At 57.3% G+C, this 14,078-nt stretch carries 8 protein-coding genes and 1 pseudogene; 8 read left to right on the forward strand and 1 reads right to left on the reverse strand.

Going from position 1 to position 14,078, the window contains the following annotated elements; translation table 11 throughout:
- Positions 1–57: 57 nt before the first annotated feature.
- The 6 genes from kaiC to AC1VV3_RS25150 all read left to right on the forward strand — a co-directional run bounded on the left by kaiC (position 58) and on the right by AC1VV3_RS25150 (position 8,203).
- The gene (kaiC, locus tag AC1VV3_RS25125; protein ID WP_465128544.1) at positions 58–1,740 is read left to right on the forward strand and encodes a circadian clock protein KaiC; all 1,683 of its coding nucleotides are present in this window, start codon (positions 58–60) and stop codon (positions 1,738–1,740) included.
- Positions 1,737–2,018, forward strand: a complete 282-nt coding sequence (locus AC1VV3_RS25130) for a circadian clock KaiB family protein (RefSeq protein WP_465128543.1) — start codon at positions 1,737–1,739, stop codon at positions 2,016–2,018. Before kaiC ends, AC1VV3_RS25130 begins: the two co-directional genes overlap by 4 nt.
- Positions 2,015–3,475, forward strand: coding sequence for a sensor histidine kinase (locus AC1VV3_RS25135; RefSeq protein ID WP_482963217.1), 1,461 nt, complete (start codon positions 2,015–2,017; stop codon positions 3,473–3,475). The genes AC1VV3_RS25130 and AC1VV3_RS25135 overlap by 4 nt, the downstream gene beginning before the upstream one ends.
- A gap of 365 nt (positions 3,476–3,840) precedes the next feature.
- Positions 3,841–4,419 (forward strand): PAS domain-containing protein, encoded by a 579-nt coding sequence (locus AC1VV3_RS25140; RefSeq protein WP_132270493.1) that lies wholly within the window; start codon positions 3,841–3,843, stop codon positions 4,417–4,419.
- A gap of 38 nt (positions 4,420–4,457) precedes the next feature.
- Positions 4,458–7,856 carry a chemotaxis protein CheB gene (locus tag AC1VV3_RS25145; RefSeq protein ID WP_465128864.1) on the forward strand — a complete coding sequence of 1,133 codons (3,399 nt, stop codon included), beginning with the start codon at positions 4,458–4,460 and terminating at the stop codon, positions 7,854–7,856.
- An 11-nt stretch (positions 7,857–7,867) separates the two neighbouring features.
- Entirely contained in the window at positions 7,868–8,203 is a 336-nt protein-coding gene (locus tag AC1VV3_RS25150; RefSeq protein ID WP_465128541.1) for a response regulator, read from the forward strand.
- 202 nt (positions 8,204–8,405) lie between these two features.
- Here AC1VV3_RS25150 and AC1VV3_RS25155 read toward each other — a convergent pair whose 3' ends face one another.
- A complete protein-coding gene (locus tag AC1VV3_RS25155; protein WP_482963218.1) occupies positions 8,406–10,550 on the reverse strand; it encodes a catalase in 2,145 nt (714 codons plus the stop codon).
- A gap of 1,235 nt (positions 10,551–11,785) precedes the next feature.
- On the opposite strand from AC1VV3_RS25155, the pseudogene AC1VV3_RS25160 reads away from it, so the two are divergent.
- A pseudogene (locus AC1VV3_RS25160) lies at positions 11,786–12,617 on the forward strand (IS5 family transposase).
- A gap of 366 nt (positions 12,618–12,983) precedes the next feature.
- Positions 12,984–13,739 (forward strand): Crp/Fnr family transcriptional regulator, encoded by a 756-nt coding sequence (locus AC1VV3_RS25165; protein ID WP_482963219.1) that lies wholly within the window; start codon positions 12,984–12,986, stop codon positions 13,737–13,739.
- The last annotated feature ends 339 nt before the right edge of the window (positions 13,740–14,078 follow it).

Below are 14,078 nucleotides of genomic sequence, written 5' to 3' on the forward strand. Positions count from 1 at the left end.
ATTGCCTGCCCATGCCGCCTCGATTGAGCCTGCCGTGCGCTACAACCTGGAAGATAAATGACTGCTGGAATCGAAAAGGCCGCGACCGGAATAGAGGGCTTTGACGACGTTACAATGGGCGGACTCCCGCGCGGCCGGCCCACGTTGGTCTGCGGCTCGGCAGGCTGCGGTAAAACACTTTTCGCCTCGACATTTCTGGTAAACGGCGCTCGTGCGGGTGAACCGGGCGTTTTCGTGACCTTCGAGGAAAGACCTGCGGACATCATCGACAATGTCGCCTCCCTGGGTTTCGAACTCGATGCCCTTGTCGAAAAAGGTCAGGTGGCCATCGAGCACATTGCCATTGATCCATCCGAGCTGGCGGAAGTTGGTGATTACGATCTGGAAGGATTGTTCCTTCGGCTCGAGCTTGCGGTCGAAGAGGTCGGCGCGAAGCGGATAGTACTCGACACGATCGAAAGCCTGTTTTCTGCCTTCCAGAACCCGGCGATCCTGCGAGCGGAAATTAGGCGGTTGTTCGACTGGTTAAAGGAAAAGGGCCTCACGGCCGTGATCACAGGCGAGCGCGGTGACGGCACTTTGACACGGCAGGGGCTTGAGGAATACGTTTCCGATTGCGTGATCCTTCTTGACCACCGCGTCCATAATCAGATTTCGACGCGCCGCATGCGGATTGTGAAATATCGAGGCACCGCTCACGGTACCAACGAATACCCATTCCTCATCGGCGAGGATGGATTCAGCGTGCTTCCCGTCAGTTCTCTTGGCCTTGCGCACAAGGTCTTCGAAGAGTGCGTGTCGAGCGGCATTCCAGATCTTGACGAAATGCTCTCCGGTGGAGGCTTTCACCGCGCGAGCAGTGTGCTTCTCTCCGGGATCGCAGGTTCCGGTAAAAGCTCGATCTCGATGAGCTTTGTCGATGCCGCCTGTCGCCGCGGCGAAAGAGCACTTTGTTTCTCCTTCGAGGAGTCCTCCGATCAGATAGTCAGGAACATGCGCTCGATCGGCCTCGACGTGGCGCAGTGGTTGGACAACGGGTTGCTGCGCTGCGTATCGGCACGCCCTACCTTCTACAGTCTCGAGATGCACTTGGCGATCATGGTGCGCGAGATTAGCCGCTTCAAGCCCTCTCTCGTTGTCCTGGACCCGATCTCGGCGTTCCTTGACAGCGGCGAGCAGCTCGAAGTCCAGTCGATGCTGCTGCGCATGGTCGATTACCTGAAATCGCAGGGAATCACCGGCATCTTCACGCACCTTGCGCACGACCAGACGAAAGCAAAGACGGACGCGGGGCTCTCGTCACTGATGGATGCCTGGCTGCTGCTCTTGAACCGCGAAGTCAACGGCGAGTTCAACCGCGAGCTTTATCTGCTCAAGGCACGCGGCATGGCCCACTCCAACCAGGTGCGCGAATTTGTCATGAGCGACCAGGGCATCCGGCTGATTGCTCCGTATCTTGGCGATGACGGCGCTCTGACCGGATCAGCGCGGCGCTTTGCCGAGGCAAGGGATCGCCGGGAAGAAGTCGCCCGCCGCGCCGAAGTTTCTGCGCTGGAGACAAGACTGGTCCAGCGGCGCCGCAAGACCGAGGCCGAAATTGCGATATTGCAATCTGAACTGGCTGCGGACGAGGCTGATCTTGCGCGGCTGGCAAGTTCGGAACGTATGTACCGCGACCAAGCTGCGGCCGATCTTGCGGAACTTGCGGCGAGCCGAAGCGCTAAAGGGGCATGTGCATGACGAAGCCCACCGAGCTTACTCTATACGTGGCCGGACAAACGCCAAAATCGGTGGCGGCGATACGAAATCTAGAGCGTATTTGCGAAGAGCACGCCGAGGCGAACTTCGTGGTGAAAGTCGTTGACCTCAAGGAAAACCCACGGCTTGCCCGGGAGCATAACATCGTCGCGATACCGACATTGGTCCGCCAGCTTCCCGTGCCGATCCAGAAAATCATCGGCGATCTTTCAGACACCGACAAGGTTCTTGTCCATCTCCAGCTCGGTGATGCTGCGTGAATGACGAAGCGGCGCTATCTGCCCTTCCCTCGGAGGAATTGCGCCGCCGCCTGTATGAGGCAGAAGAGATTCTTCGCGCCATCCGCGAAGGCGAGGCAGACGCCCTCGTTGTACGCGCGGCCGACGAAGAAACGATCTTTGCCCTGGCCGGCGGCCAGGACAGCTATCGTGCGATCATGGAGGCGTTGGACATCGGCGCCGTGGCGCTTGATGACCAGGAGCGGGTCTTGTACGCCAATGCCGCGTTCTGTGCCTTGCTCGGCTGCACGCCTGGTACCTTGCAACGTGAAGGCATGTTTGCAAAGCTCACGCCTGGCTCGGCCGACATCGTGCGCAGCACCATTAATCAGGCCCGCCGCGGCCGGCACCAGACGCAATTCGTAGAGATCCATAACGGTGCCGACAGGCACCTGATGGTGACCGCCGCGCCGTTACCGCTTGCGTTTGGAAATGGCAGTGCGCTGACTTTTACCGACGTCACGGCGCGCGTGGAAGCTGCAACAGTCGAGCAATCCGAGCGCATAGGCCAGGCGGTCATCGCCTCGGCCAACGAAGCTGTGGTGGTGTGCGATCCTTGCGGGGTCGTTCTTCATGCAAACGCAGCTGCAGCCGCAATCGCCGGCAAGGATCCGGCGTGCTTGGCGTTCAAGGACGCTTTCCCCCTCGCTTTCCCGATGGGCGGAGCCGTGCTCTACCCGGAAGACCTAGTAATGATGGCCTGCGACGGAGCGGCAATCAAAGGTCTTGAGGCATCCGCCGCGTTCTCTGATCCACCAAAGGACCTGCTTGTAAGTGTTGCGCCTCTTCGCCTCGCCGGCGAAACGGTTGGTGGCTGCGTCATCACGCTGGTGGACCTTTCGGAACGCAAGGCGGTGGAGAAACGCCAGACCCTGTTAATGCACGAGCTCGACCACCGGGTGAAGAATACGCTTACGATGGTTCTATCCATCGCGGGTCGTACGCTTTCCAGTGCCGAAAGCCTTGCCGATTTTAGGGACCGTTTCACGCGCCGGATCCAGGCGCTGGCCGCCACCCATAACCTGCTCGCTGACGCGGCATGGACCGGGGTCGACCTCGCCGCGCTGATCAAATCCGAGGTAGCGCCCTATGTCTCGCCAACCGGTCCCAAGCTTGAGGTAAGCCATCTGGACCATACTGTCACACCGGACGTTGCCATCGCCTTTGGTCTCGTCGTACACGAACTCGCCACTAACGCTGTGAAATACGGCGCGCTTTCATGCGAGACCGGCCGGGTCGTGGTGAAGGGGCGAACCCTTGAGACCGGTAACTACGAAGTAGTCTGGAGCGAAAGCGGCGGTCCGCCTGTCGAGATGCCCACCCGGAAAGGTTTTGGCCAGACGCTGATCACCCGCAGCCTAGCCCGCGGTGCTGGAACCGGCGCAATTGTAAATTTCGCACCTGGCGGCCTTATTTGCCGGATGGTTATCCCGCTCTAGCGAACAATCGCGGAAAAGGCGCTGTGCCGGAATTCGCTGTTGAACAGTTGGGCCGCTTGGCGACCTGCCGAGGCGCGGAATATCTTACCGAGGTCAGACCGGATCAAGCGTAAAGGCTCGCGCAAATGTCCAGCTCATAATGGCGAAAGCCGCAGTCAGGCAGCATTTTCAACAAATTTGGGATGCTTGAGAGCGATGGTGTATCGGCAAGCTAAACGCGTTTTTTTGCATCGGTGCGTATTTGCAATCCCGAAAGCGAAAGCTAGGGTACCGATCTGAGCGAGCCCACGGGCAAACAGGTCGTATCAGAGTGTCCTTGCTACACTCGTAAAGTTGTAAAATGGCGCGCGGATCTTCGACGTCTCATGCGCTGGAGAAAATACGTGCAGGAATTGAATGTGCCAGACGACCTTAAGATCTTCATCGAAGGGTCGCCAGTGGCATTAGCGTTGGCACTTCCCGACGGCGACCACCCGCTCGCCTTGGTAAACCCGCGTTTTTCGGAACTGACAGGCTATTCTCATGCCGAACTCGTCGGGCGCAATTGTCGACTGCTCCAGCGCGATGCCGATGACCGTGATGCCCGGGCAAAGCTCCGGGCTTTCCTGGAAGACGACGCAGCGCCAAGCGTGCGCACCCCCATCCTCAATTTCAAGAAAGATGGCACGCCTTTCGTCAATCTTCTTTACATGTCCCGCCTGCGGTCGTTGTCGGGGCCGACGCGTTTCATCTTCGCTTCACAGTACGACGTGAGCCGGGCACAGCCGGAACGACTACAAGATTATGATCAGGCACTTGGGCAAACTTTGACCCGTCTTACCCCCATTGCCGCCGAAAGCGGCATAATTGTTGAAGGCACGCTCACCACGATCGCACATTCGGCAACGACGATCGCCCAAGCGAAACTAACGCTTGCCGATCTCGATGAAGGGTCGATGCTTTGACCGGCGAAACGGACGCTGCCGGACTTTCCTCGGCCGCTATGCCCGTCATCGGCATCGGAGCTTCGGCCGGCGGCCTTGAGGCTTTGCGAGAAATGCTTTCCGCAGCCCGCATGCCCACGAACATGGCTTTCGTGATCGTCCAGCATCTTGATCCGAACTACGAAAGTATGCTTGCCCAGCTCCTCGACAGAGCGTGCCCTCTCGATGTCCTGCAATGCGAAGGCGGGGAAGAGCTTCTCCCGGAACGGGTTTACATCATCCCTCCGGGGCGCGGCCTGGCTCTACAAGATGGCAGACTGCAACTGACCGATTTTGCGCAGCCTCGGGGTCTCAGACGGCCGATTGACGACTTTTTCATATCCCTGGCAGCCGATCAGCAAGCAAACGCGGCTTGCGTCATTCTGTCCGGAACGGGCGCGGACGGATCTACAGGGCTACGCGCCATAAAGGAACATGGCGGAGTTTGCGTCGTCCAGCAGCCGCAGAGCGCGCGCTATGACGGAATGCCAGTGGCGGCGGTGAACACCGGCCTTGTCGATTACGTGAAGCATCCAGGCGAAATCATCGACTGTTTAGCCGCATTCTTCGATCGTCGTTCCGGCAGTCCCCGCGAAGACGAAGCTGAGGTAGTGGCCGACCATCTCGACGATTTGTGCGGAACATTGCGCACCGCAGTGGGACACGATTTTTCAGGGTACAAGCGCTCGACGCTAGTGCGCCGGGTTGAGCGGCGAATGCACGTGCTCAGTATCGCTTCTGCGCGAACTTACCTTAATCGCGTACGCAGCGATCCCGCGGAATGCGAGGCACTTTTTCGCGACTTGCTTATCAATGTTACCCGCTTTTTCCGCGACCCGGATATGTTCGAGGCGCTGCGCATCAAAGTTATCTCTGCGCTGCTGGAAAACCGCGAAAACGATGACGATATTCGCGTCTGGGTGCCGGGTTGCTCCAGCGGAGAGGAAGCATATTCCATCGCGATGCTCTTCGAGGAAGCGGCACGTGAAACCGGAGTCGCAAACCCTGTCCAGATTTTCGCTACCGATATCGATGAGCAAATGCTCCAGATCGCCCGCGAGGGAAGCTATCCGGCTTCCGCCCTGGCGGATATCCCGGCTCCCTTGCGAGAGCGTTGGACCAATCCTCACGGTGAACGGTTTACGATTGCGAACCAGATACGCGACCTCATCCGTTTCTCGAACCACAGCGTGGTCAAGGACCCACCGTTCTCCAGGATTGATCTGGTTTCCTGCCGCAACCTCCTGATCTACTTTGATGACCGGCTGCAACAGTCGGTCATGCCGATCCTGCATTATGCAATCCGGCCAGGCGGATACCTCTTCCTCGGACCGTCCGAAAGCATTGGCCGCTTCGACCACTTATTCCCCCCTGTTGATCACCACGCTCGCATATTCGAGAGGGGAGCGGGAACCCCCGCCTACCCTATTGACCTTCCTGCCAGCGACCGAAGCGGACAACGGCCGCGATCGAACTTGGAAAAATCTGAACGCGGGCGAAGACCAAGCGAGAGCGACGTCGCCTTACAGCGCCTGACCGAAATCTATGCGCCTCCTTCCATGATCATCAATCAGGATGGAGCTGTACTGACCGCTTACGGCAAATTGAGCCGCTATTTTGACTTCCCGGTAAGCCGCTCCGGTGGGACCAACGCCATCTCGCTGGCCAAGCCTGGTCTACGGGACGTTCTTGGTCCTCTCGTTCGCCAAGCGCGCGACGGCAAGAAGCGGACGGTTGCCCGTGAAGTCGAGGTGAAGTCCGATTACGGGGTGCAACCGGTTGAAGCCGTCTGCGAGCCATTGCCCGACGCGACCCTGCTACTCGTGTTCCGGGACCGGGGACCGTTCCGGCCGTTCGACGAGCCCGACGCTGCGGAAATCGCTGACGGCAACGATCATATGGAGTTGCTGGAGGAAGAACTGCGGCTGACCCGACACAAACTGAGAACAGCTGTCGAGGAGCTGGAAACGGCTAATGAGGAACTCAAGAGTTCCAACGAAGAAATGATGTCGATGAATGAGGAGCTCCAGTCGACCAATGAAGAGCTCTCGACGGTCAACGACGAGTTGAAAAGCAAGGTCGATCAGCTCACGGTTGCCAATTCCGATCTCAGAAACTTCTTCGAATCCACCGAACTGGCGGTAATCGTCCTCGACGGCGGTCTCCGCATCCGTAGCTTCACCGAAGCGGCAACCACGATCTTTCCATTGCAGACAGGCGATCGCGGCCGTCTTCTCGCCGACGTTGCGACCCAACTGGAGGATAATGCCTATCTCGCGGATGCCCGCCAGGTTGCAGAAACCGGAGAGCCACTGCAGCGGCGCGTTCATACGCGTGAACGAGGACGCACATTCTCGCTGCGCGTGCTCCCCTATCGCACCCAGCACGGCTTGGTCGACGGCGCTACCCTGGTCCTGACCGACATAACGGCGGCGCTGGTGATGGAACATGATCTGGCAGCAGAGCGCGAGCGACTGGATCTTGCCATCACCGCTGGAGGAATCGGCGTCTGGGAATATTGCGAGGCGAACGGGCGATTGATGCCCGACAGCATCAATCGCAAGCAGTTGGGATTACCGCCAGCAGGGGAGATCACCGTCTCGGATGTTCTGGCGTGCATTCATACCGACGATCGCGGCGCCGTCGCGCGGGCTTTGAACCGAGCGGCGAAGGGCCAGGACGATTTTGCAATTACGTTCAGGGTTCCGCACAGTGATGTCAAAGGCCAGATCTCCGATCGCTACTTGAAAAGCTTCGCGCGCACCATCCACGGCTCCAGTCCCAAACGAATGGTCGGGGCAGCTATCGACATGACTGCCGAATATGCGCTCGCGGATGCCCGCGGCCTGATGCTGCGCGAAATGAACCATCGGGTCAAAAATCTCTTCGCGGTAGTGAGCGGCATGATAACGGCTGCCGGCCGCTCGCATGATGATGTATCCAGCCTCGCTTTCGATCTTAGGGAACGAATAGCAGCGCTGGGAAGCGCGCATTCCCTGGCGGCCCCATCGGGAGAACCTCAGGCGATCATGCTGCGCGATTTGATCGAGGTGACAGCTGCACCTTACATCGGTCAAGCCAATATTACCTTGAAGGGTCCCGAGATAGTGATCGAGCGCAGCTGCCTTTCTTCGCTGGCGCTGATCCTTCATGAATGGACGACAAACGCAGCGAAGTACGGGGTGCTGGGTCCGCGTGCTGGAAACCTTTCTTTGCGATGGTCGTTTAGCGGCGAGGCCATCGTGCTTGAATGGATCGAAACCGGAAGCGAAGAGATAGACGTGACCGATAGTACAGGATTTGGAACATTGCTTGTCGCCACCGCGGCACGGCAACTTGGCGCCGAGATTACCCGCCAGGTCTTCGGTACCAGGCTGGAGCAACGCATTACGCTCCCCTCTTCAGTGCATGTCGGATGACAGGCACGGTTATGATCGTCGAAGACGAGCTTTTCATTGCCCTCGATCTTGAAGATACGGTCAAGGCGGCGGGTTGCACAGTTTCCGCCACTTGCGGAAGCTTGTCAGCCGCAATGGAAGCAATTGAAAATCAACTGCCGACCTGCGCCATACTGGACGTTCGTCTTCCCGACGGAGAAGTGTTTCCGGCAGCAGATCGCCTGCGGAACGCCGGCGTAGCCCTCATTTTCCATTCAGGACACGCCGATGAAAGGCAATTGAAGGAACGCTATCCGGAGGCGGATGTCTACTCCAAGCCGTGTTCACCTTCTCGCCTTCGCGATGCTGTGATGCGCGCTGTCGCCTGAACTTTCCCACAAATTGTCACCGCCTGTTTCTGGTCGAACCCCGGGCCGTCAAGCTGCAAGCGGGCGGTAAGGAATTCGAACGGCTTGAATTCGCCTGCATTTGGACAGGGCCTGTGCAGGTTCTCAGGCTATCCTGAACGGTAGAGCGGGAGCAGAATGTAGCTGCTTCCACCAAACTACCTTCGCTAAAGCCCACCCAAAGTCAGCCTCGCGTTGCTTCAATAAAAGCGGCTGCATCAAGGTCGATTTTAAGCTCGCGGTTCCAGACGCGCACGGCCGCGCAGGCATCGAGGAAAGCCTCGATGTTTGCTGGCTCCGTGATTTGAACCACGCCCTCGTCATGGTCGCTTTCCAAAAGACCCGATCTTTCAAACAGCGGTAAAGCTTCCGCATTGTAGGCTATGAATTTCCCATGCCCGAAGGCATCGCTGACGAAATCCTTGGCGGTCTTGTCTTCGGCCAACATGGCAGCGCCCGCCTTCGAGACTACGACCGCCACCGCGTCGTACAGCACCGAGGGACCGCCGTCGATTTTTTGCTTGCCTTCCGCGAATGTGCCATCGTCAAGAACGACGCCGCCCACTTGAGGAGTGACGAACTCGTAGATGGCCGGCAAGGCTCCGAGAGCATGTACGAGCGCTTCCACCACGTTACCCGGCGCACCATCGGTTACCAGGATCCCGAGCTTGCGTCCCGCAAACGATACGGGTCCGCGCTTCACAATACTCAGCGCATCTGACGGCGGCAAATCCGTTCGTGTGGGAACGGCGGCGGGATGTGGTGGTGGCAACTCCCGTAACCCCAGACCGCCCGCTACAACGGCTGCCAGACCCTCGTCGATATTTCTAAGATGTGCAACCATACGTTCGCGAATTTCGAGACGCTCGCATTTTGACAGTTCAAATACAAGCGCATCTCCGATGTGCTTCTGTTCAATCGGGAGTTGACTGACAAAGAACTGGCGGGCCTGACTGTAATGATCGGAGAACGACCCCGATCTGATTTGAGCCTTGCGACCCATCTCTTCCGCCGCGTGGTGTCGATATCCGCGAACCGGATCTTCGCGCGGCCCTCCCCAGCTGTTAGGCTCATAATTTACCCGGCCGCTTGGATTGCGCATCGCCATATGCCCATCCTGCTGGAAGTTGTTCACAGGACACTTGGGTGCATTTATCGGTATCTGAGTGAAATTAGGGCTACCCAGTCTTTTCAACTGCGTGTCAAGATACGAGAAGTTGCGGCCCTGCAGCAAAGGGTCGTTGCTGAAGCCGATACCCGGCACGACACTTTGCGTACAAAACGCGACTTGCTCGGTCTCGGCAAAAAAGTTGTCGACGACCCGGTCGAGAACGAAACTGCCGATGCGGCGTACTGGGATCTGTTCCTCCGGAATGATCTTGGTTGCATCGAGCACGTCGAATTCGAACGCATCTGCAAATTCGTCGTCGAACAATTGAACACCGAGCTCCCATTCGGGAGGTGTTCCCATCGTGATCGCGTCCCACAAGTCGCGCCTATGGAAGTCGGGATCAGCGCCATTGATTTTTACAGCCTCGTTCCACATGACCGACTGAAGCCCCATCGTCGGCTTGAAGTGGAATTTGACGAATGTGCCTTTGCCTGTTTCGTCGATAAGCCGGAACGTATGGACGCCAAAACCATCCATGAAGCGGAAGGAGCGAGGAATTGCCCGATCCGACATCACCCACATGATCATGTGCATGGATTCCGGGGTGAGGCTTATGAAATCCCAAAAATTGTCATGCGCCGTCTGGGCCTGGGGAAATCCGCGATCGGGTTCCTGCTTGGCGGCATGTATGAGGTCAGGAAACTTTATAGCGTCCTGAATGAAGAAGACAGGGATATTGTTTGCAACCACATCCCAATTACCTTCTTTGGTGTAGAACTTGACCGCGAAGCCTCGTACGTCGCGCGCAAGATCGGCAGACCCCTTGTTGCCCGCCACAGTCGAAAAACGGACGAACATGGGGGTCTGCTCGCCGACTTCGGTCAACATTTTCGCAGTGGTATAATCGGCGAGACTTTCATCGAGCCTGAAAGTTCCATGCACGCCGAAGCCTCGTGCGTGTACGACACGCTCCGGGATGCGCTCATGGTCGAAATGAAAGATTTTCTCGCGAAAATGAAAATCCTCGAGGAGCGTTGGGCCCCGTTCACCGATCTTCAGACTGTTCTGGTCGTCCGCGATCGGAACGCCCTGCTGCGATGTTAGCGTACCCGTTGCTGATGAAGCCAGTTGGTGGAGTTCTCCGCCGGGTCCGGTTTCGGTCTCGAAGCCGGCGGCGTGGGATTGGGCGCCAATGTCCTTGCCGATTGGGGTGTTCATGTTGTCCTCCGCTACAACTGATATTGCCCGCCGCATGCATCGGGCATGGTCCGCAGCCCGAAGCGCGGATTGCACACCTAACATCGCTTGCTTTGGGATAGTTCCGGTTGGGGTTCGCCGGCTTTCAGCCTTGCCAAAACGGCAAATACCTGAATGCATGAGGCTCAAGCGGGCGTCCAATTCGGTCCGGGGTCTGGAGATGAAGGAAATTTCAAAAGCATTTCTGATCGTTCACCGTACTATCGCATGCCGCAATGCAGTGATCCGGATAAAATTGCCTATCGGATTGCGCTGTTTTTACTTGTCGGATCGGTGAAAATCTTACTGACTGATCAGCGGAACTGCGCTTAAAAACTTTTCTCCCTCCCGCAAGCTTGATCAGGGTTATAAGCGGTCGGCGGCTTTCAGGGCATCGCGCCGCCTCATGCGCTTTCGTTCTTCCTTCAGAGGGTAGATGCCTGGGAAACGAAAGAACCGAATGGGCAGACCGGCACGCCCCAAAGAACTGAGGGGCCCTGCCAGTTCAACGATCTCGGCCCTATATCGGCCGAAGATAATGCGGGACGGTTCGGCGACATCGGGACCTCGATGGCCCATTAATCAGTGACAAGTCTCTGCTTACTTGCATAAAGCGGATGGCGTCGCGGCGGCCTTTTATCCCCGCCAGGCGCTTCCACGCAACTTCGCCGGCGAATTTCCGGAGAGGTATTAGCGGCCAACTCGAGCAGCCCTGCCAAATCCTGATCCTCGAGACGCCAGCGAGCACTCCGTATGAACCCGGTCTAATCCAAGCTGCTCATGGTCCTGTTCCATTGCACGGTCGATAGCCCGAGCAGATCGCCCATATGTTGCCGAGCGAGGGAGAATTCGAAGCTGTTGAAATTACAATCCGGCCGCCTTTAATCGCTTTTGAAGATCCAGCAGGAATGCTGGCATGCGCTCATCGCCGATGTCGCTCCGATCCACGATAATTTCTCGATACGGCGACCCGACTTTTTCTGCGTGCCTGGAGATCCGGAACCCATGCGGATGACATCGTCCGTCCACCATTTACATGGGTTAAAACGGGTATAGGCCGACAATTGTACCTTTTCGGCCTTAGCAGAACTTCCTTCGCCGAGGCTTCCTATAGCCTTAACTTCGAGCCGGGCAGCTCCTTAGCGCCCGCCCCAAAAGTTGTTGAGCAATACCAACATGTTGTGATTCACGTCGTCCTGCGAGAGATGGAGTGATCAATGGCATGGACTGGTATTGCCCGGCAGGAGCATAGCCGGAAAGGGTTGCGCTATTCCAGCGATATGACGGACAGGGAGTGGGAATTGGCGGCGCCGTTTATCCCGCCAGCCAAGCGTGGAGGTCGACGTCGCACAACGGACATGCGCGAAGTGGTGAATGCGTTGCTGTACATTGCGGCAAGCGGCTGCGCCTGGAGGCTCCTTCCCAAATGCTTTCCTTCCGGTTTCTACGGTCCAGCGCTATTTCTATGCCTGGCGCAACACCGGCCTCATGGAGGCGAACAACACGGTGCTGGTGATGAACCTGCGGGAGATCGAGGGACGCGAAGCCTCTCCGAGCGCTGGTGTGATCGACAGTCAGTCGGTGAAAACAACGGAAAGCCGCGGCCCTTGCGGCTATGACGCGGGAAAGAAGATCAAAAGGCCGCAAGCGCCACATCCTGACGGACACCTGCAGCTTTCTCATCTTCATCCTCGTCCACAGCGCCGACATTCAGGACCGCGACGGTGCCGTGGATGTCCTCAAGGCCGTGCGCAAACGCTTCCCTTGGCTGCGCCACGTCTTTGCAGATGGAGGCTATGCCGGCGACAAGCTTCGTGCCGCCCTGACCGGATCAGGTGCCTGGACGATCGAAATCATCAAACGTTCGGACAAGGCGAAGGGCTTTCAGGTTCTCCCTCGGCGATGGGTCGTCGAACGCACCTTCGCATGGCTTGGCCGATGCCGCCGCCCAAGGACTGGGAAACCACCATCGCATCCTCCACGGCATGGGCGACGATAGCCTCTATCCGCATGCTTACCCGCAGAACTGCAAGGCATTGCTACGGTTGAGAAACTTCCGAGCCAGGCACTTAGACATTGAAGCGGCCTTTGACATAGATAGGAGATACGGCCTCTGCATCCCTTTGTTTGCACAGCGAGCCAAGCGAACTTACTCTGCGAGCTAGGCTAAATTCGGAAACCACAACCCGTTTAATCAAGCACCACGAAACTGCGTGGAAGCAGATTGAAAGTTATGCGTCGCGCAGTTCGATCAAATCATTCTGGAAGCTTGCGTCGGCAAGATGCCTCAAGCGTTGGCCGGACTGTTATCCTGAACTCGGAACGCTAACTCATGTGAATGAGCCGCCAGCACCAGAGTGAAAGGTTGTTAACATCCAGCACACGATTCGGTGTCCTGGCTCCGGAGACCCTGTCATGTGGTCCGAGCCGCAAAACGATATCGCTTCTCCGCCAGCCTATCTGCCGCTGAGGAAGAGCTTATTGGGTTTCGCTTCCCAACTGAGGCAACGCACTTACCTGCCTCGACAGACTGTTTTAAGTCAAGGAGATCGCACCGCCCATATTGTAATTATCGTCGGTGGTTGGGCTGAACAGGCGATCCATATTCCCGATGGTCGTCGCCAAATCGTCGGATTTGGAATGGCGGGTGACGTCTGTTGCAGCGACCTGACGAGCCACTCAACAGTCGGGCAATCAATTACCGCACTGACGTCTCTTACAGTTGCCATCATCGGTAAGCTGGAGTTTAGCGCGGTGTTGATGCGCAGTGCGGGCCTCTCGCGTGCTTTCTGGCGCAGCCAAATGCAAGCTTTGGCCATCCAACGCCGCTGGACTTCTGTCATTGGACTGCTCGGTGCTAGAGAGCGGGTTGCCCATCTGCTTTGTGAACTTTACCTGCGACAGCAGCAAATTTCCGCAATGCCCGATGGCATTTGCGCATTCCCCCTAACGCAGACGCAGGTCGCCGAAGCGTGCGGTCTCACACAGGTCCACACCAACCGCGTGATCCAGGATTTAAGGCGAAGCAATCTGATCGAGCAATCTGGCAAACGCCTTACCATTCCTTCCCTCCAAAAGCTTATGACTATGGCCCAATTCGAGGGTTCTTATCTGGGCCTGGAGGAACTCGACAGCAACCCGGCCGATGTTCAACCACTTGTAACAGCATAGTTTTTTATGCGTGCTTATAGTCATGAAGGCTACCATGAAAATTATGCTATTCTAAATGAACATATCTTTAGAGGTATGCCGGAACCCCGGTCAGCGACAGACGCTTTCCTCCAACCTTGGACGATCCGCGACCCACGTCTCAATGAAGAGGCGCGTCCGGGGCAGCAAATGGACCGCCCGACAAGGGCGGTCTGTCTATGTCGGCTAGACCATTATGCTGAACCTGGACCCTGCAGCCGACTCCGCTCTGCAGGGTCTTTTTTTCTCGTGATAGGTGGCCCGAGGGGAGACTTGACCTGGAACCCGGGTCATGGCGCTAAACGTAACAACTTTCTGATA

The sequence above is a fragment of the Novosphingobium sp. BL-S-34 genome (genome assembly GCF_056857015.1).